Origin of the sequence: Olsenella intestinalis (genome assembly GCF_023276655.1) — a bacterium.
Taxonomy (GTDB): domain Bacteria; phylum Actinomycetota; class Coriobacteriia; order Coriobacteriales; family Atopobiaceae; genus Olsenella_J; species Olsenella_J intestinalis.
The window spans coordinates 848,863-871,528 of sequence record NZ_JALGRK010000001.1 but is presented as its reverse complement, the minus strand read 5'-3'; the positions used below and the strand labels follow the sequence as shown (position 1 = coordinate 871,528).

The following is a 22,666-nucleotide window of genomic DNA, read 5'->3' as shown; positions in this document are numbered from 1 at the left end:
TGTAGCGCCCAAGCGCGGCCCGACGCCCCACCCATGGGACGGACGGCCGCCACCCCTCCCCCATCGGGAGCGGGGCGGCGGCCGCAGCGTCGCCGGGCGCGAGGAACCATCTAGTGAACCGTGCCGTCGCCTGCGGCGGGCTCGGCCTCGGGGTCGGCGTCCGGGTCCTCGTCGGGCGCGAGCTCGAAGAAGCCGAAGCCCTCGAGCAGCTGCAGGAAGCGCTCGATGTAGAGGGTCGAGGTGGGGTCCCAGGAGAAGCCCATGCGGTAGAGGACCTGCATGGTGTAGGCGTTGCCCGCCTTGGGCGTTACGACCGGGCGCGAGGCGCGCGTGCGCGCATAGGCGAGCATGGAGGTGAGGACGCGGGCCATGGCCGGGTCCGCCTCGGCGTCGTGCAGGACATGGGCGAACTCGGAGCGCTCGACGGGGCGCACCGGCAGGTCGCAGGCGCGCATGGCCTCGAAGACGTCACCGTAGAAGATCTGGTGGTGGTTGAACGCGTGGAAGAGCACGCAGTCGTCGGGCGTCTGCGAGAGCAGCACGATCGCGCGGGCGGTCTGGTCGATGGGCGAGAACTCCATGGTGGCGTCGAGCTGGTCGAAGGGCGCGCAGCCGAGGAGGGCGAACGACTTGAGGCGGCCCATGGCGGCGTTGGTGCCGGAGTTGACCTGGAACTCGCCGTCGGAGGTGCGCGGCGCGAGGTTGCCGACGCGCATGACCTTGGCGCTGAGCCCGCGGCGGGCGACGGCGTCGAGCACGAGGCGCTCCGCGAGGAACTTGGAGCGCGCGTACTTGTTGGTGAGCTCCTGGCCGATGTAGAGCTGGCGCTCGTCGACCTTGCCCATGACGGAGGCGTCCGGGCGCAGCGGGCACTTGACGGTGGAGCCGGTCGAGACCTGGACGAGCGTCGCGCCGCGCGCAAGGCAGAGCTCGACGAGGTTGGCCACGCCGCCCACGTTGACGTCCTCGATCTCGGTGCCGCTCGAGAAGTGCTTCACCACGGCAGCGCAGTTGACGACCGTGTCGATGCGGGCGTCCTGGGGAAGGGGCAGCTCGCGGGTCACGTCGCCGTCGAGCACGACGATGCGGCTGCCGAAGAGCTCGGCGTAGTTGCGCTCGAAGTAGTAGAAGAGCTGGAACTTGAGGCGCGTCTCGGCGGAGAGGTCGCCGCGAGAGCGCAGGAGGCAGTACGCCACGCCGTCGTGGTGCTCGAGGAACTCGTGCAGGACGTGGATGCCGAGGAACCCCACGGCGCCCGTGATGAGGACGTTGCCGAGCTCGCGCTTGCGGCCGTCCGCGAAGGAGCGCAGGTTGTTGTGGGCGAGCAGCTCGTCGATGGCGGAGTAGTCGAAGTCCTCCACCTCGGGGTCGGCCGCGCTCTCCTCGTCCGCGGACGCGTCGGAGCAGAGCGCCGCGAGCGCCCGCGGCGTGGGGTTCGCGAAGACGTCGGCGTAGGAGATGGGGTATCCCGCCGCCTCGGCCTCGACCATGACCGAGATCGCCATGAGCGAGGTGCCGCCGATGTCGAAGAAGCCGTCGGTCGCGCCGACGGAGGGCAGGCCCAGGATCTTGGCGAAGGCGTCGCAGAAGGCCTGCTCGACCTCGTTGGCCGCGGGCTCGGAGCCGCCCGTCGCGAGCAGCTCCGCCTGCGGGAGCGCCCTCCAGTCGACCTTGCCGTTGGGCGTGAGGGGAAGCGCATCGAGGCGGCGCCAGGCCGTGGGCACCATGTAGGCCGCGAGCGTGCGGGAGACCTCGTCGCGCAGGGCCGCCGGGTCGAGCGCGGGCGCGTCGGCGCCGTCGGTGCCGGGCGCGGTCGCGTAGTAGGCGCAGAGGTGCTCGAGGCCGCCGATGCGCTCGATGCGCACGACGGCGCGCTCGACGCCCTCGACCGCCGCGAGCGCGCTCTCGACCTCGCCGAGCTCGATGCGAAGGCCTCGCAGCTTGATCTGGTTGTCCGTGCGGCCCAGGATCTCGACCATGCCGCCCTCGGTCCAGCGGGCGAGGTCGCCCGAGCGATAGAGGCGCCGGCCGTCGCGCTCGACGAAGGACTGCGCGCTCTTCTCGGCGAGATTGTGGTAGCCCGCCGCGACGCCCGGGCCGCCTATGAGCAGCTCGCCCACGACGCCGGCCGGCAGCTCGTTGCCGTCGGCGTCGACGACGCACTCCCACACGTTGTAGAGCGGGCGGCCCACCGTGATGCGGTCGGCGCTCGTGAGGTCGGCCATGTTGGACGAGACCGTGGTCTCGGTGGGGCCGTAGGTGTTGATGATGCGCGCCTGGGTGGTGCGGCGCAGGAGCGGCAGCAGGCCCTCGGTGTAGCGCTCGCCGCCCGAGAGGACGACCTTGCAGCGGCCGATGGCCTCGGCGAAGGCGGGCAGCGCGAGGTACTGACGCAGGCGCGAGTGCGTGGCGTTGAAGGCGTCGGCGCCGGTGCGCGCGAAGAGGTCGGCCAGGCGCGCGGGGTCGGTGGCCTCCTCGTCGGAGGCGAGCACCACGGTGAGGCCGTTCACGAGCGGCGTGCCGACCTCCTTGACGGACATGTCGAACGAGAGCGTGGTGACGGCGAGAAGGGCGTGCGCCTCGCGCACGAGGGCGTGGGCCAGGATGTTGGAGGGCACGTCCTCGTGGAAGTTGCAGACGCCGGCGTGGGTGAGCATGACGCCCTTGGGGCGGCCGGTGGATCCGGAGGTGTAGATGAGGTAGGCGAGGTCGTCGCCGGAGACGGGGACGTTGGGGTTGGTGTCGTCGTCGCAGGCCAGGAGCTCCTCCACGTCGACGGCGCCCGCGAAGTCTGAGGCGCGGCTTGCGGTCGTGATGGTGACGGGGGCCGCCGAGTCCTCGAGGATGTGGCGGACGCGCTCGTCGGGGTAGGCCGGGTCGCAGGGGATGTAGGCGCAGCCAGCCTTCATCACGCCGAACATGGCCGCGATCACGCGCGAGGTGCGCGGGAGCAGGAGCGCGATGCGGCTGCCGCGTGCCACGCCGCGCCCGATGAGCGCGTGGGCGATGCGGTTGGCGGCTGCGTTGAGCTCGGCGAACGTGAGGGTGGCGTCGCAGGCGACGAGGGCGCGCTCGTCGGGGCGGGCGGCCGCCTGGCGCTCGAGCCCCTCGTGGTAGCAGGTGAGCGTGACCGGCCCCGTGGCCTCCTCGCGGAAGCGGGCGAGCTCGGCGGCGCGGGCGTCGTCGACGAGGCTGAGCGAGCGGACGGGCGCGGCGGGCGCGGCCGCCAGGCGCTCGGCCGCAATCGCGATCGAGCGCGCGAGGCCGGCGGCGAGGGCCTCGGTGTAGAGCGAGTCGTCGTAGGCGACGCTCACCTGCGGGCCGGCGGCACCCTGCTCGATGCGGACCGTGCAGGGGAACTTGGCGGCGTCGGCCTCGAGGCTCGTGGTCGAGGCGAGGTGCGGCACCTGGGCGTCGTCGTCGGTCACGACGCCGAGCTGGTACTCGTACATGAACTGGGGCGCGAAGGAGAAGTCCGCCGCGACGCGCGCGAAGGGGTAGCGCTCGTGGGCGATGGCCTCGCCGAGCGCGTCGGCGCAGGCCGCCACGAAGGTCGCGCGGTCGTGGTCGGCCACCTCGATCGCGAGCGGGAGCGTGTTGACGAACATGCCCACGGTGTCGGCGCAGCGCACGTCGGAGCGGCCGGCGCTGATCGTGGCGAGGTAGACGCGGCGCTCGTTGGCGTAGCGCGAGAGCGCGTAGGAGACGGCCGCGAGCATGAGGCCGGCCGGCGTGACGGAGGCCTCGCGGCAGTGGCGCTCGATGGGCGCGAAGTCGAGCGGGGCGCTCGCCTCGCGGCGGCGTCCCGTGGCGCCCGAGGCGGGGCGGTCGGCGGGAAGCGCCGTGGCGTGGTCGAAGTCGGAGAACAGGGCCCGCAGGCGCTCGCCCTCCGCGGCGAAGTCGGGGCCCTGGGCGTAGCTCTTCTCGGCGGCGGCATGCGCGGCGAAGGAGAGGGCCTCGGGCTCGACGGCGCGGCCCTCGAGCGCGGCGGAGAGGCCGCGCAGGAAGATGCCCATGGAGGCGCCGTCGAAGGCGAGGTGGTGGAAGTCGGCGACCAGGCAGGGGCCCACCGGCGTGTCGAGCACGGCGAGGTGCGCGAGCGGGCCGGTCGCGAGGTCGAAGGGGCGCACGAAGGCGCGGGCCACGTCGTCGACGGCGGCCGCGGGCACGCTCGTGCGCTCGACGACGAGCGGCTCGGTCGCGGCGACCATGAGGGTCTCGTCGCCCTCCTGCACGAAGCGGGCGGCGAGCGTGGGGTGGGCGCTCGCGACGGCCTCGGTGGCGGCGGCCAGCGCGTCGGCCGTGACGTCTGTGTCGAAGCGGAAGAGGGCCGGCACGTTGTAGGCGAGCGAGCCGGGGTTCTTGAGGCACTCGAAGTAGACGCCCGCCTGCGCGAAGGTGAGCGGCGCGCGCAGGGGCGCAGCGGACGCGGCGGCGGGCGCGGCGGTGGCGTCGGTGGCGCCGGGCGCGAGGGCGCCCGACATCCAGGCGGAGATGATCGCGTTCTCGATCGTGACGATCGAGGCGTCGTCGGGCAGGTCCTTGGCGCGCAGCGACACGCCGAAGCGCTTGTAGACGAGGGTGAGCAGCTGGATCGACTGGATCGACGTGAGGCCGCAGCGCACGAGGGGCACCGTCACGCCGAAGCCCTCGGCGCCGATGACCTTCTGCGCGATGGCGAGCAGCTCCTCCTCCAGCGCGTTCAGGGTGCGCGGCGCCTCGTCGGCGAGGTCGTCGGCGGCGACGAGGGTGGGCTCGGGCAGCGCGCGATGGTTGACCTTGCCGTTGGGCGTGAGCGGGATCTTGTCGATCTGCACGATGGCCGCGGGCACAAGGTAGGGCGGCTTACGCTCCCGGATGAAGTCCGCAAGCTCCGAGGGGTCGATCTTCTCGTCGGACACGACGTAGGCCGCGACGTACTTGCCGCCGCTCGCCTGGTCGAAGGCGCGCACGGTGGCATCACGCACGGGCGGGTAGTCGCGCACGACGCGCTCGACCTCCGAGAGCTCGATGCGGAAGCCGCGGATCTTGACCTGCCCGTCGCGCCGGCCCACGAACTCGATCTGGCCGTCAGAGCGCCAGCGCACCACGTCGCCCGTGCGGTAGAGAGGAGCGTGCGCTCCGCCCTCGAAGGGGTTGGTGCCAAACGCCTCCGCCGTCTTCTCCGGGCGGTTGAGGTAGCCGTCGCCCACCTGCGGGCCGGCGACCCACAGCTCGCCGAGGGCGCCGGGCGGCACGCGGTGGCCGGCCGCGTCGACCACGTAGGCGCGCATGTTGTCGGTGGGCGCGCCAATGGGGAAGCTCTTCTCGCCCGGGCGGAGCTGGTGGGCCGTCACGAGGACCGTGGACTCGCTGGGGCCGTAGAGGTTGTGGATGGCCGGCGCGCCCGCGCCCGCCGGCACGTCGAAGGGGACGAGCGCCTCGCCGCCCATGGAGAGGTGGCGCAGGCCCGCATAGAGCGCGTTGATCGCGAACTGGCGGGCGACCTGCGTGGTCATGAACGCGATGGTCACGCCGTTCGCCTCGAGGTAGGCGCTCAGGCCCATGAGGTCGAGGCGCAGCTCCTCGGGCACGATCACGCTCGTGGCGCCCGCGCAGAGGCAGGGGTAGGTCTCGAACATGTTTGCGTCGAAGCCGTAGCTGGCGTACGCGCTGATGCGGTCGTCGGGCGTGACGGCGAAGTAGCGCTGGTACCAGTGGATGTGCGCCACGAGGTTGCGGTGCAGCAGGCGCACGCCCTTGGGCACGCCCGTGGTGCCCGAGGTGTAGAGCAGCACGAAGAGGTCGTCCGGGGCGGGCGCGGACGCGGCCAGATCCGCGGCGGCGGGGCTGCCCTTCTCGGGCGCCTCGCCAAAGTCATCCGAGAAGAGCGTGTCGCCGTCGTAGTCGGCAACGAGGGGCCGCAGCTCGCGCGTGGTCACGAGCAGGCGCGCGGCGGAGTCGGCCACCATGAACGACAGGCGCTCGGGCGGGTAGGTGGGGTCGAGCGGCTGGTAGGCGCAGCCCGCCTTGAGCGCGCCGATCGAGACGACGGGCATGAGCGTCCCGCGCGGCACGAGGGTCGCCACCACGTCGCCGGCGCCCAGGCCGCGCTCGCGGATGCGGGCGGCGAGTGCGTCGGTCACGGCGTCGAGCTCGCGGTAGGTCAGGCGCTCGTCCTCGTAGATGACGGCCGTGCGCTCGCCCCAGGCGGCCGCGGCCGAGCGAAGGAGCGACACGACGGTCTGCGTGTCGTCGTAGGCGACGTCGGTCTGGTTGAACGAGTCCAGCAGCTCGAGCTGCGCGGCGCTCGCGACCTCGACGTCGGCCACGCGCTCGCACTCCAGAAGCCCGCGCATCACGCAGGCGTACGACTCGACCATGGTCGACACGAACGCAGCCGAGTAGCGGTCGGCGCGGTACTCCGCGCGCATGCGCAGGCGCCCGTCGACGAGGAACACCTGGAAGTCGAGCGGCGCCCCCGTCGCGTTGAACTCGAGCGGCACGCGCTCGTAGGCGGCGCCGCAGACAGTCCCCAGGTTGAGGTAGGCCCCCTGGTAGGCGAAGAGCACGTCGCTCGTGACGTCGGCGATGGCGGCCACCTCGGCGAACGAGAACAGGTCGTTGGCCATCGACTGCAGCACCTGCTCCTTCACGGCGCGCAGGTACGCGGCCACGCGGGTCTCGCCGTCCCACGACACGTGCACGGGCAGGGTCTTGACCATCATCGAGACCGTGCGCGCGTGGCGCATGTCGGCGCGCCCGTTGTAGATGGTCGAGAAGAGCGCCTCGCCGTCGTTGGCATACGCCCCCAACAGACGGCCGAACGCGGCCGTGGCGAAGGCGTTGGGCGTGACGCCCACCTGGCGGCAGAAGCGCTCCACGAGGCCGGCGTCCACGTCGAGCTCGGCCTCGTACGAGTCGTAGGCGACGGCCGCGCCGCCCGCATCGCCCGCGGCGTCGGCAGGTGCGTCCACGTCGGGCACGGGCAGGCTCGACACGTCGAGCGAGCCGAAGGTCTCTTCGTAGTAGGCGCGCGCCTCGGCCAGGGCGTCGGTCTCGCGAGCCCGGGCCTCCTCGAGCGCCACGTGAAAGCCCGTGATGCGCTCCGGCTCGATCTTCTCGCCCGCGTAGGCGCGGTCGATGTCGCCCATCAGGATGCGCGCCGACGTGCCGTCGTAGATCAGGTGGTGGAAGTCCGTAAAGAGGTAGAGCCCCTCGGGCGTGCGGATGATGCGGATGCGAAAGAGCGGGCCGGCCGCAAGGTCGAAGGGCGCCACGAGGGTCGTCTTGAGCACCGCGAGCTTTGCCTCGCTCATCCGCTCGACCGACTGGTGGTAGGGCGCGCGGCCGGCCACCATCTGCGGCGTGCCGTCGACGTCCTCCTCCACGTGCGACTTCACGTACGCGTGCGCCTCGACGGCCGCCTCCACGGCGCGCGCCAGGCGCTCGTCGTCGAGGCTGGCGTCCAGGCGCAGCAGCACCGGGTTGTTGTAGGCGGCCTCGCCCGCGCGCGCCATGCTCTCGGCGTAGATGCCGAGCTGCGTCTGCGAGAGCGGTGCGCGGTCCACGGGCTCCACGTCCGCACCCGCGCCCGCCGCGCCCGCCGCGAGCTCCGCCTCCACGGCGGCCGCGATTTTCGCCGGCGTGCGCTCCGCCGAGACGAGCTTCGTCGTGAGCGGCAGGTCCTCCAGGAGCTGCTGCAGCTTCATGACCCGGATGGAGTCGCCGCCCAAGAGGAAGAAGTCGTCGGCCCGTCCCACGCGCTCGAGGCCGAACACCTCGCAGAAGGCCGCGCAGACGCGCTCCTCCAGCTCGGTCGCAGGCGCCACGTAGCCGCTCTGCAGCGCCGAGGCGTCGGGGGCCGCGAGCACCTTGCGGTTGACCTTGCCGTTGGGGAGCAGCGCGAACTCCTTCACCGCAACGAAGAACGACGGGACCATGTAGGGCGGCAGCGTCGAGGCAAGCTCTTCTCGGATGTCGTCGCCCGACACGTCCGCACCGTCCTGTGGCACGAAGAACGCGCACAGGTACTGACTGCCGCCCTCGTTCTCGAAGGCCTTCACCACGGCCTGACTCACGCCCTCCACGCCGCGGATCGCGCCCTCGACCTCGCCGGGCTCGACGCGCTGGCCGTTGATCTTGGCCATCCAGTCCTTGCGGTTCACGTAGACCAGGTTGCCGTCGGGCAGCTCGCGCAGGATGTCGCCCGTGTGCAGCCAGCCGCCGCGGTAGAGCTCGGCCGTGCGCTCGGGGTCCTTGTAGTAGCCGTCGCAGTAGACGCCGGAGAGGCACATCTCGCCCTCCTCGCCCACGGGGACGGCCTTGCCGTCGTCGTCGAGCAGCGCCCACGTCTCCTCCGGCTTGCCCACGGGCGTCACGTCATAGGGCTCGGCCACCATGAACGCACACACGGTGCCGCCGGTCTCGCTCATGCCGTAGCAGTTGGCCAGCTTGTAGCCGTCGCGCGCGCACTGGCCCGTGAGGCGCTCGCTGCCGGTGAACACGAGCTTGAGCGTCTCGGAGCGGTTGTGGAAGTTGGAGAGCATCGCCGGGCTCAGGAACGTGTACGTGATGCCGTGCTCGGCGATGTAGTCCTCGAGCCGGCGCATGTCGCGGTAGGTCTCGCTCGCGTAGAGGTGCAGCTGGCCGCCCTCCTTCAGCACCTTGAAGCACGTGAGCGACGCCACGAAGTACAGCGGCGCGCCCATGCCCCAGCGCTCCTCGGGCGAGTACTTCAGGCCGACCTTGCTGGTGTGCTTGACGGCCAGCCCCTCGAACGAGTGGACGATGCCCTTGGGCGCGCCCGTCGAGCCCGAGGTGTAGAGGAGAAGAGCCGCCTGCTCCTCGGGAGGGTATGCGGGTCCCTCCTCCCCCACCGCCGCAGGCTCGCAGGCGGCGATCTCGTCCCACGTGGCCTCGCCGATCGTGAGCGGCGCCTCGCAGTGGCCGCAGATGTAGTCGATGCGCTCCTGCGGGAAGGCCGGCCCCATGGGCACGGCGGTGCAGCCCGCCATCCAGAGGCCGATCTCGCAGGCGAGGTACTCCATCGACTGCGGCAGCACGATGGGCACGAACGGCGCCTCGCCCAGGTCGCGCTCGCGCACCCACGTCATCACGCGGCGGACGTGCTCGCCCAGCTCGGCGTAGCTGGTCTGGCGCGTGCCGTCATGGTCGACGATGGCCGGGTACTCGGCGAACTCGGAAAACGCGTTCCACAGCGGCTCAAGGTACTCGTTGCTCATGCGTGACACCCTCTTCGATCTCGATCACCGTCTGGTTCAGGCGGAGCGTATGCCTATGGTCGACGCTCGAGGCGATTGCCAGGAGCGCTTCTATCGCGTCGGGTCCCGCGTCGGGCGCGGCGGTGCTCGCGGCGGGCGCGGGTGCGGTTACGGCGGGCGCGGCGGGCGCAGGCGCGGCGGTGCTCGCGGCCGCGTCCGCACCCTCGTCGCGCACCGTGGGGTCGAAGGGCCTGCCGTTGTCGCGCAACGTCACCTGCACGCAGTCCGGAAGGCGGCTCACCCGCACGTCGAACATGACGGGCGTGCGCGCGCCGTCGTTGAGCCGCGCGGTCGCGACCATCATCTCCTCGACGCCCATGGCCGCGCGCCCCGACACGCTCGCGGTCGCGCCGCACTCGTCGAGCGCCCCCTTCACCCCATGGGCGAGGTCCACGGCCGCCTGCGCGGTCGCCGGCGCCGACGCCTCGAGCACGACCTCGCGCGGCACGGCAGGCACCAGCAGCACCGAGGCAAGCTCTTCTCGGCGGCGAATGGCGCCTGCGACGAGCAGGGTGAGAGCCGTCGTCAGCGCCTCGGCGCACACGAACGACGCCACGGCGCCCACCAGGCCAAACGCGTGCGTGAGCACCCAGATCAGCGGCAGGTACAGCACGATGTTCTCGAGCGCGATGAGCGACAGCGCCATCGCGCGGCGCTGCACGACATTGAAGTGGTACAGCAGCACGTAGTTGACGGACATCGGCACGAAGCCGATCACGTACAGGCGCACGAGCCAGTCCGAGCCGGCCACGCCGCCGCGCACGAACAGCCCCATGATCTGCGACGGGAACAGCCACACCACAAGCACGAGCACGGCCACGCACGCCAGGACCACGCGCAGCACGTAGCGCACGAGCAGGCGCAGCCCGCCAAAGTCGCGCTCGCCGAAGAGCACGCCCTCGATCGGCATGGCCGCCTGCCCGCCCGCGCCGAAGAACCCCACGGCCAGCAGCTGGATGTTGCCGCAGACCGCGAGCACCGTGATGCCCTCGACGCCGACCACGCCGCCGACCACGTAGTTAAGGAACAGAAGCGACGCGCACGAGAAGAGCATGCGCAGCGAGCTCGGGGCGCCGTTCTTGAAGATGGAGGCAGCCATCTGGGTCGCGCCCGCCCAGGCGGGGCGGCAGAGGCACAGCGTCCGGTCGGGCCAGCGGAAGTAGAGCAGGGCCAGCAGCACGCCCGCGAGCATGCCCATGTCGGTCGCGAGCGCCGAGCCCTCGACCCCCATGCGCATGGCGCCCATGAACACGAGGTCGAGCCCCGCGCTCACGGCGCCCGACGCGGCGAGCACCACCGATGACAGCTTGATGCAGCTGTCCGAGCGCAGGAGCAGCGCCAGGGTCGACGTGAGGATGTAGGCGGGGCTGCCCATGGCGACCACGCGCATGAACGCCGTCGTGTGCGGCACGGTCTCGGGGCTCGACGAGATGGCGCGCGCGATGGGCTCCGCGAGCGGCACCACGATGGCGGCGAAGACGGCACCCAGGGCGAGCGACAGCAGGATCGACGTCGTGAACGCCTCGTTCGCGCCGTCGCGGTCGCGCCTGCCCATGGCGATCGAGGCGAGGGTCGAGCCGCCCACGCCCACGAGCGTCGCGAGCACGCTGAGGAGGTTCACGATCGGCGACGCCACGCGCACGCCCGACATTGCCACGGGCCCCACCAGCTGCCCGACGAAGATGGTGTCCATGATGATCGTGACCTGCAGCATCATGGCGGCGGCAATCGACGCGCCGAAGAACCGGCGGTACTGCCCGCCCAGCACGGCGGCGCTGCGGCCGTAGGTGCGGCTCTGCTCTGGGTCGCGCGACGAAGGCTGCACAGCTGACCTCCCCTGAGAAAGGTCGTCACCAGGCTCTGCGACGAGGCGAATGCGACGCGGCCGAGAGTGGCCGCAGGTGCGCTCAATCTACCACACGGAACGTGCTCTTCTCGGCGTTTGGAACGTGCGAACCCGCAGGCGGGAGCAGGAATCGGAGGAGGGACGGAAGGGTGCGGGGCGGGGCTGCAGCGGCTATACTTCTGTATGGCAGAAGTATTGCCGATGAAGGAGGGTCTCATGGCCAGCGCTCGCGACTACGCATCCACCCCGGGCGAGGTCCTGCTCGAGGAGTTCCTCGAGCCGAGGGGCATCTCGCAGTACCGGCTTGCCAAGGCGATCCACAAGCCCCAGTCGGCGATATCCGACATCGTGCACGGCCGTCGCGCCATCACCGTAGAGATGGCGTACCTGCTGGGAAAGGCCCTTGGGACGAGCCCGCAGTTTTGGCTGAACCTGGAGATGACGTACCAGCTCAAGACGTTCGATCCGAAGGGGCTGCCGCCGGTGGAGGCGCTTGCGTAGCGGACATGGCAAGCGTGACGGAGACGCGTCATCGACCTACGCAGACGCGTAGCTCAAAGAGCGATCGAGGCCCTCGTCCTTCCACATGGTCAGACAGAAGCGCGAAGGACCTGCCTGCAAGTGTGCGGGACGCAAGCCCTGGCGGCGGAGCGATTCTTGGATCTGCGCGAAGCCGGTGCCCTTGTTCTCGACGACGAAGCCGCGCTCGGGGTAGCCCTCGGGGTAGGACACACTCTCGAGGATGCGCGAGAGGAACTGGTTGCGGCTGGATGACGCACCGTAGGTGCCGATGTCATCGACCGTGACCAAGCCGTACAAGCCGCCTGGGCTGATTATCTCGATGCGGTCGACAAACATGTTGACCTGGACCTGGGAGCCGAGTGCCTCAGGCGAATAGTCGCGATGTGTGAGAGCGTTGGCGACGGCCTCGCGGACAGCGTCCTCGGGATACTCGGGCACATCGATGCGCGAGCCGCCGATGACGTAGGAGGCAATGCGCATGTTTCGACGGACGGAAACGAGGGTCTCGGCGACCATCACGGGGATGGGGCCGATGATGGTGCGGGAGTCGAGGAAGCGACCACCCGCAAGCGGATCGGACTTCGGGCCCCAGAAAGCGATGAAGGCGATGTTTGCGCTGGGGAAGTGGGCCTGAGGGTGGCGACCGAGGGCCATGAGACCAGCGAGGGTCGGTCGGATAGTGCCGGACTCGTCACGCCGGGTGACACCGAGGGCAAGGAGGATGTCCTCGTCCGAGAGGAGCCCAATGACACTCGGAGACACGGCGCGCTCACGGACAAGGAAGTCGCCAAGCAACTCCGGGTCGAACTCGTCGATGGCCACATCAGGGATGGGACGCGCGTCAAAGGCAGGCCAAGCTCGCTCCCCCACCGCGCAGTCCTGAGTACGCATTATGCCTCCCCGCAACGGGCCGAATGATACGGGCACCCTTGGCAATCGCATCTTGTGCGCTAAAAATCAGCGTGTTCATCTATCGCAATACGAGCGCCACACAACATAGCAAGATCAAATTACTTGAATTCAGTAATCAAAATGCGCCCCTGCTCCGATGACCAGCTGTCGAGCCTATGCCACTTTTGCTTTGACAATTCACGAAGCTGTAGAAGATCTGGCCAAATTTCGTCAACCTGTTCAGCAATTTGTTCCCGAGTGAAATCAGGGTTGTCCGAGTCGAGATGATCGATCCACTTGTCTTTGTCGCCAGAAAGGGAGAGGTCAAATAAGACGTCAATCCAGTCCTCGCCTACCATGTGATCGCCATTACCGGAAACGTACCTTATCGTCTTTGCGGCCGGAGGCAGCTTGATCGTTTTGACCGTAGCGTCGATGTAGCAAGTATTTGAGAACGAATTCCAGTCGTCCGGCATGTACTGGCCACCCTCGTTGAGAACGCGCAAGGGATAGTACAGAGTGTCTGGATCATTCACGTCGTACCAGGCAGTCCGACCGTTCATCCCTCCAAACCTGATAATGTCTGCCTCCCTGGCCTTTTCAGCGAATCGCGGCATAGGCGTGAAGTCGCCCGTATCCTTATCATAGGAAATGACTCGCGCCTCAACTCCCGTGTAGCAGCAGAGCCAGGCTATTCCCTCTCCTCTCCATCCGTGAGTGACCAAGTAAGTCTCTTCTGCGGAGCTGGTAGTGAAGTTGTGTGCGCCTGTCTTTGCATTGGGATTGTACTGCCGACTGACGAGCGCATCGCCACCCGACTTCCATCCAACGCCTTCGTAGTTCCATCCGACTGAAACGAGATGATCGCGCTCTACTGCGCTCAAGGTATAGTGATGATCACCGGCATAAGGGTTGTAGAGCCTATATACGTCGTCACCCTCGCGCGGAGCCACCCACGCAATTCCCTCGTAATTCCAGCCAACCTTTACCAGATAGTCACGCTCATGCAGGTCAGCGGTATAAAAGTGCTCCCCGCTGTAAGGGTTATACAAACGTTGCATCTGATCTCGCCCATCATCGGCCAGAGCGGGCGTAGAGACTGTCAGGATCGCAACAATGCCAGCGGCAATCGTCGCCATGGCACGATTACATGCTCTCATTACGACTCCCTTTTCAACCCAGTCGGAAATGTGGTCGTTGCCTAATCGGCAGTCATTGCATCTTTGTTCTAAAGCATAGGCGTTTGCCTCACCGGTCGAATGCAATACAGCACGTATTCGGTAGAGAGGCAGACAGTAGTTGCCCTGTGGCTCTTACCTGAACAGCCAGGCAAGCTATGAATGCCCCACCCCATATCACGCCTTCTTCGATCCGCGTACTGCAAATTCTGACCCGTAACCCCTAAAGATATAAGGGGTTGCGCACCCAATATTGCAGTAGCAACCCTCTTGGGCCTTGAAAGGAGCACTAGGCGCGACGGTCTTTCGCACTGCATCTCTTCCCGTCATGCACTCGACCCCGCCAGTAGGCCCCGAGAGCATCGCCGCTCGCCCCTCCCCTTGCGGACCGAGACGTTTCACGACCATATAGTGAAAAAAACGGGCAGGTGCAAGCCGTGCACGCGCACGATCTGCCGAGGCGAGGAGGCGCGCATGGGCAACGAGGGAAAGCAGCCAATTGGACGCATTGTCGTGGCGTTTCTGGTGGGTGTCGCACTCGCGGTGGGCATCTGCCTGTTCGTGCCCCAGGTGAGAGCCGCCATCGCAGGCGGACAGCAGACGCCGGCGCAGAGCGCGGCCTCGGGCTCCAACGACACGCAGGCCCAGGCGAGCTTTGACAACGCGCACATCGACTACTCCAAGACGTTCCCCTCGTGGAACAAGGACAGCGCGGCCCTGGCCGAGCTCGTCTCGTTCGTGTCTAACGCAACGGACCCCGCGAGCAAGGGCTACGTGGAGCCGGCGGACCGCGTCGCCACCTTTGACATGGACGGGACGCTGGTCTGCGAGAAGGCGCCCGTGTACTTTGACTTCTGCCTGACGATGCATCGCGTGCTGGACGACGCCAGCTTCAGCGCCACGCCCGAGGAGCGCTCCGCAATGGAGGCGACGCGCGAGCAGGCCAACCAGGGAAAGGTTTACGACCCAAGCGATGGGCCCACGAAGTCGGACCTTGTGGCGTCGGCGTTTGCCGGGATGACGCCGAAGGACTTCCGCGCGTACGTGAACGACTTTGCGGACAAGACGGCGGCCGTGGGATTCGCGAACATGACCTACGCGCAGTCGTTCTACAAGCCCATGACCGAGGTCGTGGACTACCTGCGCGCGAACCAGTTTGACGTGTGGGTGGTCTCGGCGTGCGAGCGCGAGGTGACGCGCGCGATGGTGAGCCGCATTGGCGTGCCGATGGACCACGTGGTCGCCACCGACGTGGCATACGCGAGCACCAAGCAGAACGGACAGGTGGCCGACAAGTACAACATGGGCCTCGACGAGGACGTAGTCCTTTCGACGCCGCTCGACGAGGTCGAGTGCGGCAAGAACGGAAAGCCCCTGGCCATCATGCGCGAGATCGGCAAGAGGCCGATCCTGGCGTTCGGCAACAGCTCGGGCGACTACGCGATGCTGAACTTCACCGAGAGCAACCCGGAGCACAAGGGCATGGGCGTGCTCGTACTTTGCGACGACACCGTGCGCGAGTACGGTGACGCGGAGCGCGCCAAGGAGCAGACGGAGGAGTCGGCACGCCAGGGATGGACACTGTTCCACATGAGCGACCAGGACTGGGCGACCATCTACGGCGAGGGCGTGACCAAGACGCAGCTGCCAGGCGCACAGGAGGGCGCGCAACAGCAGGCGGCGTAGGGCGCGGAAGTCCTTACAGCCCCATTGCGTCGAACATCTCTGCAGCAGACGCGTAGCCAGAACCACCCGCATCGATGATTTGCCCTGCCTCACGAATCGACTCAAGAGACTCAGCATTGGGCTCTGTACCCAGAAGATCGGGCAGAATCCTGTTCTCGCGGACAATCTGCCGAAGGAAAGCGCGCGTAACGGAGGCGAGGTCGAGCCACGCAACGAGGCCGGCTGCAAATATGGCCCGTGATGGCAAGATTTCAAATCTCGATTTGCAATTATTGCGTTCCATGGCAATTCGAAGGCCCTTCGAGGACCCGCCTCCAAAGAGGAGGCTGCATGACATTGGCCGCCTAACTGGGCAGAGGCATGACCGTATTCAATATATTCTGAGGTAAACCAGGGGAGTCTACGTTTCGGTTTGCCACGGGGATGCGTTTTTGCAATACGGGACCTCAAAACATGCCACGACGACCCAAAATTGCGTAGTTCCTTGTCGTCCTGCGCCCAACGGCAACATGACAGCGGAACCGGGGAGAAGAGACATGCTCTTCTCCTCGGTTCCTGAGGCGATGGTGCGTCGATGCAATCCCGCGCGGATGGGGTCGCGCGGGTCGCGACCAATGGAGGAGGAGCCGCGATTGGGTGTGCACGGGGGTCGTGCAGGCTGGCTGCGATGGGGGCCACATTGTGCTTACTGAGGGAACAACCAGTCGAGAGGTGAAGCGAAGTCTCCGGGCGCCCAGGCGGGTCGGGTGCACCACGTCCGGCGAGCGAGGCGTCCGGCGGAGGAATCTGTTGCGGCGACGCCGTACCTAGCAGCGCTTGGCGATGGCGTCGATGATGCCCTCGGGCGTGTCCTGGGACATGATCTCGGCCGTGGCCTCCTCGTCCATGAAGATGCCCATCATGGCCTGGAGGACGGCCACCTGGTCCTCGGCGTGCGCGAGCAGGCCGAGGTTGATGATGAGCTCGGTGTGGACGGGGTGGTCGACCATGTCGGCCATGGGCGCGAAGTCGATCGGCGCCTTGGGCTTGATGATCGCGATGTAGGGCTTGACGATGTTCTCGGGGTCGACGTGCGGGATGGCGACGCCGATCTTCTCGAACTGCAGGCCCGTGGGGAAGCTCTTCTCGCGCGCGCAGATGGCGTCGTGCCAGGAGTCGCGGACGTAGCCCTTCTCCTTGAGGGTGTCGCTCATCTTGGCGAAGAAGTCCCACTCGTCGGTGGCCTCGAAGTCGAAGAAGACGAGCTCGGGCCTGAAGAGGGAGGTGTCTACCTGTGACATTGGATCTCCTTAGTGCGCTACGCGATGGGCGCCGCGCCGTTTGCGAATACCTCGATGACGTGCTTGAAGTCGGCGTACATGCGCTCGTAGGCGGCGACCGTCATGTCGTGCCAGTAGACGGGCGCGTCGGCGCCGTGGGCGCCCTCGAAGTCGCGCACGAGCTCGCGGACGGCGTCGCCGGCGTACTTGACGCCGTACGTGTAGTAGTTGACCTTGCGGATGCCCGCGTCGATGGAGCGGTGATAGTCCTCGTCGGAGACGCCCGAGCCGCCGTGCATGACCAGGGGCACGCTCACGCGGTCGCGGATCTGGCGCAGGACGTCGAAGGAGAGGTGCGGCTCGCCCTTGTAGATGCCGTGCGAGGTGCCGAAGGAGCAGGCGAGAATGTCGAGCCCCGTGCTCGCGACGAAGTCCTTGGCCTGGTCGGGGTCGGTGTAGACGGCCTCGGAGACGTGGTCGTTCTCGTGGCCGGCGCCGTTCTCGCGCGTGCCCATGGAGCCGAGCTCGCACTCGAGGCCGCAGTCGAAGGCCGCGACCATGTCGGCGGCGCGGGCGGAGTTGGCGACGTTCTCGTCGTAGGGCAGCATCGAGCCGTCGAACATGGCGCCGGTGAAGCCCATCTCGAGCGCGCGGCGCATGTACGAGAGGTTCTCACAGTGGTCGAGGTGGACGCAGACCAGGGCGCTCGATCGCTCGGCAAGCGCGACCATCATGGGGCCGACGTAGTCGAGAGGGGCGAAGGGGTCGTGGCCCTCGGCGTGACTCAGGATGACGGGGTATCCGCTCTCCTCGGCCGCGTCGAGCGCGGCGCGGGTCGCCTCGAGGCTCGGGACATTGAAGGACGCGATCGCCATGTTCTTCTGCTCGGCGATGGCGCAGATGTCACGAAGGTTGACGAGCATGGGTGCTCCTTTGCGGACGTTGCTGGGTAGGGGTGGTCTAGCGCGCGGCGCGGGCCGTGCGCGGGATAGTCGAGTTTGGTGGGTGCGGGATGAGGGGTGCGGGGCGTGCCGCGGGGTGCGCGGGGTGTGGCCCTCCCCTAGCGGGCTGACTTGGCGGCGCGGGCCTGTTCGCTCGAGCGGCGGGCGCGCGACTTGAGGCTCGTGGGGTCGAGGCGATACTCGAAGTCCTCGATCCACTGGAAGAGCTCCTTGCCGTCGTTCATGTAGAGGAGCTGCAGCCAGTAGCGGCCGCGGAGGAGCCCGCCGCCGTTGACGCGGACGTAGACCTTGGCGTCGCCGCCGACCTCGCGCACGCTGAAGGACTCGATGTCGGCGAGGCGGTAGGTATCGCTGCGGCCGAAGGCGCGGAAGCTGATCGTGTCGTCGTCGATGACGACGTCCTGCGGGTTCGCGATGGCGACGAAGGTGTTCCAGACCTGGTAGGCGCAGACCATGAGGAGCAGGGCAGCGATCGGCGCAGGGACGACGTCGATGACGCCGGCAAGGCAGAGCGCGGAGGTGACGAGGAGCGCGACGCAGAAGACTCCGGTCGCCGTCACGGAGACGTTGAACTTGGCCTGATCGTATCTGTAGGTCTTCATGCTCTTCTCCCCAAGGAAAGGGGGCGGGACCGGGGGGATGGTCCCGCCCCAGGGCTCGCTGGCAGCGAGCCGCCGATCGGACTAGTGGGCGGAAGCCGCGGAGGCGTCGGTGGTCTCGACGGGGGCGTCGCCCTCGTGGAGCTGGGCGGCCTCGCGGATGATGCGGGTGCGGTTCCAGATGGCGAGGGCGATGACGGCTGCGCCGGGGACGACGAGGCCGATGCCGTTGCCGAGCTGACCGAGGCGAACGATGACCCAGGTCAGGGGGTTGGCGCCGTCGCAGATGGAGGAGATGGCGGCGGCACCGCCCATGTCGAAGTTGACGTTCGAGGCTGCCTGCGTGATGAGCGGCGAGAGGTCGGTGGCGATGTAGAGGCCAACCGCGAGGACCACGATGCCGCAGAGGATTCCGCGGAAGCCGTTCTGGTGGACGATGGGGGTCACCAGGACGAGCATGTACGGAATGCAGGCGAGGTCAGCAAGGGGCATGACCTTGTTGCCAGGGAGCACGAAGGAAAGGGCGATGCAGAACGGCACGAGGATGAGGGCCATCGTGAGGGTCACGGGGTGGCCGGTGCCGACGGCGGAGTCGAGGCCGATGTAGATCTTGCCGCGGTTCTGGAAGTGCTCGGAGATGAAGCTGGAGGCGGCGTCGGAGATGGGGAGCAGGCCCTCCATCAGCAGGGCGGCCATCTTGGGGATGAGGACCATGACGGCGCCCATGTAGACGGCCGTGGCGAGGAAGGACGGGGTCGCCTCGCCGGCGGCGTCGACGCCGGGCAGGAAGCCGTAGCCGGCGAGGATGCCGATCACGAGACCGATGATGGAGCCGAGCAGGATCGGGTCGCCGAAGACGCCGAACTTCTTCTGCATGTTCTCGACGTTGATGTCGATCTTGTTCAGGCCGGGGATCTTGTCGATGATCTTGTCCATCACCCAGGCGATGGGCGCGTAGGCGCCGGCGAAGCCGTGCGGGATGGAGACGCCGGGCAGGCCGAGGGACTCCTCGACGAGCGGGGCGGTGACGTCGCCGATGATGAGGACGACGACCTCGTTGATGACGGCCGCGGCGATGCCGAGGGCGACGTTGTTGGTGATGATGGCGACGAGGGCACCGGTGAAGGCGAAGTGCCAGTAGTTCCAGATGTCGACGTCGGCGGTCTGCGTGGTGTTGGTGATGAGCATCACGATGTTAACGAGCAGGCCGAGCGGGATGATGATGGTGCCGACGACCGAGCCCATGGCGATGGCGGAGGCGGCGGGCCAGCCCACGTCGATGATCGAGAGCGACAGGCCGAAGCGGGTGACCATGGCGGTCACGGCGCCGGCGAGGTCGGTGCCCATGAGCTGGTTGATGACGAGGTTGAGGCCGATGAAGCCGATGCCCACGGTGAGGCCGGCCTTGAGGCTCTTGCCGAAGCCGCATCCGAAGAGGCAGCCGATGATCGTGAGCACGATCGGCATGACGACCGACACGCCCAGACTGGACACGCCGGTGAAGAATCCTACGATTGCATCCATGATGTGTGCCTTCTACTCTTGGCGGAGGCTCTTCTCCCCCGCCCCCTTTGCTTGGTCGAGCATGCATGGTAGTGCGTGGTGCTAGGTGATGCGTGGTGCGTGGTGCGTGGCGCTAGGCGTTGGCGGCCATGAAGTCGAGGACCTGCTTCTCGGCGTTGGCCTTGCCCATGCCGGTCAGGAACGGGATGCCCGAGATGAAGGGGCAGTCGATCCCGCCGGGCTTGACGGTGGTGGCGATGACGAGGTCGGCGCCCGCGGACTTGCCCACGGCGTCGGCGATCGAGCACGTGGTGATCTGGAACTTGCCCGCGAAGCCGTTGCCGTCGAGAAGGTCCTTGACCTTTGCGGCCACCGCCGTCGAGGTGGCGATGCCCGATCCGCATGCCAGAAGAATGTTGACCATTTCTTCCTCCTTTCGCAAAGACTGATGGTGTGGTTGCAAATATTGGGTACGCGCGCGGCGGGGCCGGCGCGGTTACTCCCTGGGTGTCGACGAGGTAGGTGGCGCTGGCGGCGCTACTCCCCCATCACGATGACGCGGAGCTTGCGTGTGCGCTCACGGGTGCGGTCGTAGTCGACGAAGAAGATGCTCGCGAGGCCGTTCATCTGGAGGGCGCCGGCCTCGACCTCGAGGGTGACCGAGCCGCCGACGAGCGTGCTGCGCAGGTGGGCGTCGCCGTTCCAGAGGGCGCGGCGGTCGCCGCCGGGCAGGTAGGAGGCGGCGTCGGGCCAGGACTCGACGGCCTCGAAGTGGGCCAGGCCCGGGTAGCGGTAGGTGTTCCAGTCGTGCTGCTCGGGGAAGACGACGTCGAGCCCCTCGTTGAGGTCGGCCTGCAGGAAGGTGTCGCCGGCCGGGGTGTGGTCGTGGTCGTACTCCTCGGTGAAGACGGCGCAGGTGGTGTGCTGGGAGATGCAGGTGACGATGCCCTCCTTGATGCCGCTGGCCGCCACGATGGCGCGCACCTCGTCGGTGACGTCGGTGTAGGTGGGCTTGTCGGCGAGGGTCTCGACGATGACGCGGTCCTTGTAGACGGCCATGGCTAGGCCTCCTTTGCGAGGTCGGAGCGGACGCGGTCGAGGGAGGCGAACATCTCCTCGAGGACGGCGAAGGGGTCGTCGGCGGCCACGATGCCGGAGGTGCCGCCCGTGGCGTCGCCGCCGTAGATGATGGCGTCGTAGACGTCCTGGCCGGAGGAGATGCCCGCGGCCTGCAGGACCATGGTGTCGGGCGAGACGGACTTGACGGCCTCGGTGGAGGCGCGGATGTAGTCGGGGCCTGCGATCTTTCCGGTGCCGATGAGCTCGTTGAGCTCGCAGGTCATGATGTCGGGGTGGAGCTCGGCGATGGCGCGGGCCTCGTCGACGGAGTCGGCGCAGACGCAGGTGAGGATGCCGACCTCGCGGGCGCGCTTGATGGTGCGGGCGAGCTCGCCGACGGTCATGGGGTTCTCGGCGTGGTTGAGGAAGGTCGCGCGGACGCCGGCGGCCGCGAGCGCCTCGGGCAGGATGTGGCCCATGCCGCGGCCGGGTTTGAGGCTCTCCATGTTCTGCGCGCAGGGGATTAGGTGCGGGCAGTTCTCGGCGACCCAGGCGAGGTCGATCAGCTGCGCGGTGAACAGGCTCTGGAAGCCGTAGCGCTCGCAGAGCTCGTCGGTCTTGCGGGCGAGGGCGCGAAGCTCTTCTCCGTAGAGGTACGACTTGGGGTTGACGACGAAGAACGGTCTCCGCAGGGCGATGGGTTGCATACGACCTCCCGATCCGATGGCGTTGATTTCCACTCGAATCTTAGGGTTGTTCAACCTAGGCTGTACAAGTCATTCCGATGGCCGACTGGTGCTTGAATTGTGTTGCGTGAGTGGCATTACTGCATGAGCGTATGAAATTGAGCAGGTAAACGCTGCGAGTATGCAATTTCGGGACGCGTTTACGCTTCGCTCGAGTTGTACAAGTTGGACGATTTGGTTTTGCCAGCGGTCGAGAAATGCCGCCGAACGGTCGTTTTCGTCCACAATTTTGTGTACAAGTGACGCCTGGCGATGGGTTCTTCTGTGTACAAGTTGGCCCCGCTAGCGATGCCATACGGACGGGGCAATCGCAAACGGGGCGCGTGTCGCGACGCGATGTGACCGGGCGAGTCGCTAGATGGACGTGGTGCCCGTGACGGTCTGGCCCGGCTTGAACCAGGTGCGTCCCCACGAGACGGGGCGGCCGTCGTCGAGGGAGATGAGCTGCTCGAGCACGAGCACGGCGGTGGACTCCTCGCAGCCAAGGCTCGCACCGAAGTCGCGCCCGACGTTGCGTGCGCTGTAGGTCATGTGCGACTGCTTGATCTTGTGGCCGCTGATGCGTTCGATCGCGTCGAACATGGTCTCGGTGGCGTAGTCGACCTGGTCGACGCCGGGGCACTCGACGAGCGAGACCCAGTCCTCCTGGCAGACCATGGGCTCGCCGGCGACGCAGCGCACGCGCTGCACGTAGAAGCACGGCACGCCGGGCTTGACGTCGAGCGCGACCTGGATGGCGGGAGGCGGCACCTCGACCTTGGAGCCGACGACGTGCGTCTCGAACGACTTGCCCTGGTCGGTGAGCGACTGGGCGATGGAGAGCGGGAAGCGGCTCACGTCGTGGGTGATGTCGGGGCGCGAGACGAAGGTGCCTCGGCCGTGCGCCTGCTTGAGCAGGCCCTCGTCGGCGAGGATCTTGATGGCGTGGCGGGCGGTGCCGCGGGCGATGTCGAAGTGGTCCATGAGCTGGTGCTCGGAGGGGATCTTCTCGCCCGGCTCGAGCTCGTGGTTGTAGATCATACCGCGCAGGAAGTCCGCCACGGTCACGTAGCGCGGGACGAAGGAGCCGTCCTTGTCGGCGCCGCCGTCGGCCGTCGAGCCACCGTTTGTCATGACGTCCTCGGACACGATCGTGCTCCCAACCCGTATCTC

The 22,666-nt window shown here is 67.6% G+C and carries 15 protein-coding genes; 2 read left to right on the top strand and 13 right to left on the bottom strand.

Annotated features, from left to right (window positions below; translation table 11 throughout):
- Positions 1 to 110: 110 nt before the first annotated feature.
- Together M5D76_RS03345 and M5D76_RS03340 are read right to left on the bottom strand one after the other, a co-directional pair.
- Positions 111 to 9,224, bottom strand: coding sequence for a non-ribosomal peptide synthetase (locus M5D76_RS03345; RefSeq protein WP_248921967.1), 9,114 nt, complete (start codon positions 9,222 to 9,224; stop codon positions 111 to 113).
- A complete protein-coding gene (locus tag M5D76_RS03340) occupies positions 9,205 to 11,088 on the bottom strand; it encodes an MATE family efflux transporter (RefSeq protein ID WP_248921966.1) in 1,884 nt (627 codons plus the stop codon). Before M5D76_RS03340 ends, M5D76_RS03345 begins: the two co-directional genes overlap by 20 nt.
- 237 nt (positions 11,089 to 11,325) lie before the next feature.
- On the opposite strand from M5D76_RS03340, the gene M5D76_RS03335 reads away from it, so the two are divergent.
- Complete coding sequence (locus tag M5D76_RS03335) at positions 11,326 to 11,610, top strand: HigA family addiction module antitoxin (protein ID WP_248921965.1); 285 nt, start codon at positions 11,326 to 11,328, stop codon at positions 11,608 to 11,610.
- A gap of 36 nt (positions 11,611 to 11,646) precedes the next feature.
- On the opposite strand, the gene M5D76_RS03330 is transcribed toward M5D76_RS03335, so the two are convergent.
- Together M5D76_RS03330 and M5D76_RS03325 are read right to left on the bottom strand one after the other, a co-directional pair.
- A complete protein-coding gene (locus M5D76_RS03330) occupies positions 11,647 to 12,522 on the bottom strand; it encodes an ATP-binding protein (protein WP_248921964.1) in 876 nt (291 codons plus the stop codon).
- 119 nt (positions 12,523 to 12,641) lie between these two features.
- Positions 12,642 to 13,682 carry a hypothetical protein gene (locus M5D76_RS03325; RefSeq protein ID WP_248921963.1) on the bottom strand — a complete coding sequence of 347 codons (1,041 nt, stop codon included), beginning with the start codon at positions 13,680 to 13,682 and terminating at the stop codon, positions 12,642 to 12,644.
- A 492-nt stretch (positions 13,683 to 14,174) separates the two neighbouring features.
- Here M5D76_RS03325 and M5D76_RS03320 point away from each other — a divergent pair, with 492 nt between their 5' ends.
- Positions 14,175 to 15,386 carry an HAD family hydrolase gene (locus tag M5D76_RS03320; RefSeq protein WP_248921962.1) on the top strand — a complete coding sequence of 404 codons (1,212 nt, stop codon included), beginning with the start codon at positions 14,175 to 14,177 and terminating at the stop codon, positions 15,384 to 15,386.
- Between the two features lie 13 nt (positions 15,387 to 15,399).
- Here the strand turns inward: M5D76_RS03320 and M5D76_RS03315 are convergent, their stop codons facing one another.
- The 9 genes from M5D76_RS03315 to M5D76_RS03275 form a co-directional block, all read right to left on the bottom strand.
- The gene (locus tag M5D76_RS03315; protein ID WP_248921961.1) at positions 15,400 to 15,669 is read right to left on the bottom strand and encodes a hypothetical protein; all 270 of its coding nucleotides are present in this window, start codon (positions 15,667 to 15,669) and stop codon (positions 15,400 to 15,402) included.
- A 523-nt stretch (positions 15,670 to 16,192) separates the two neighbouring features.
- A complete protein-coding gene (locus tag M5D76_RS03310; RefSeq protein WP_248921960.1) occupies positions 16,193 to 16,666 on the bottom strand; it encodes a PTS sugar transporter subunit IIA in 474 nt (157 codons plus the stop codon).
- A gap of 17 nt (positions 16,667 to 16,683) precedes the next feature.
- Positions 16,684 to 17,568 carry a class II fructose-bisphosphate aldolase gene (locus M5D76_RS03305; RefSeq protein WP_248921959.1) on the bottom strand — a complete coding sequence of 295 codons (885 nt, stop codon included), beginning with the start codon at positions 17,566 to 17,568 and terminating at the stop codon, positions 16,684 to 16,686.
- Positions 17,569 to 17,705: 137 nt separating this feature from the next.
- Positions 17,706 to 18,209 carry a hypothetical protein gene (locus tag M5D76_RS03300; RefSeq protein ID WP_248921958.1) on the bottom strand — a complete coding sequence of 168 codons (504 nt, stop codon included), beginning with the start codon at positions 18,207 to 18,209 and terminating at the stop codon, positions 17,706 to 17,708.
- An 81-nt stretch (positions 18,210 to 18,290) separates the two neighbouring features.
- Positions 18,291 to 19,730, bottom strand: a complete 1,440-nt coding sequence (locus M5D76_RS03295) for a PTS galactitol transporter subunit IIC (RefSeq protein ID WP_248921957.1) — start codon at positions 19,728 to 19,730, stop codon at positions 18,291 to 18,293.
- Between the two features lie 112 nt (positions 19,731 to 19,842).
- The gene (locus M5D76_RS03290; RefSeq protein ID WP_248921956.1) at positions 19,843 to 20,133 is read right to left on the bottom strand and encodes a PTS sugar transporter subunit IIB; all 291 of its coding nucleotides are present in this window, start codon (positions 20,131 to 20,133) and stop codon (positions 19,843 to 19,845) included.
- 113 nt (positions 20,134 to 20,246) lie between these two features.
- Entirely contained in the window at positions 20,247 to 20,768 is a 522-nt protein-coding gene (locus M5D76_RS03285) for a YjbQ family protein (RefSeq protein ID WP_248921955.1), read from the bottom strand.
- 2 nt (positions 20,769 to 20,770) lie between these two features.
- Positions 20,771 to 21,475, bottom strand: coding sequence for a triose-phosphate isomerase (locus M5D76_RS03280; protein ID WP_248921954.1), 705 nt, complete (start codon positions 21,473 to 21,475; stop codon positions 20,771 to 20,773).
- Between the two features lie 393 nt (positions 21,476 to 21,868).
- Complete coding sequence (locus M5D76_RS03275) at positions 21,869 to 22,642, bottom strand: GntR family transcriptional regulator (RefSeq protein ID WP_248921953.1); 774 nt, start codon at positions 22,640 to 22,642, stop codon at positions 21,869 to 21,871.
- Positions 22,643 to 22,666: the final 24 nt, after the last annotated feature.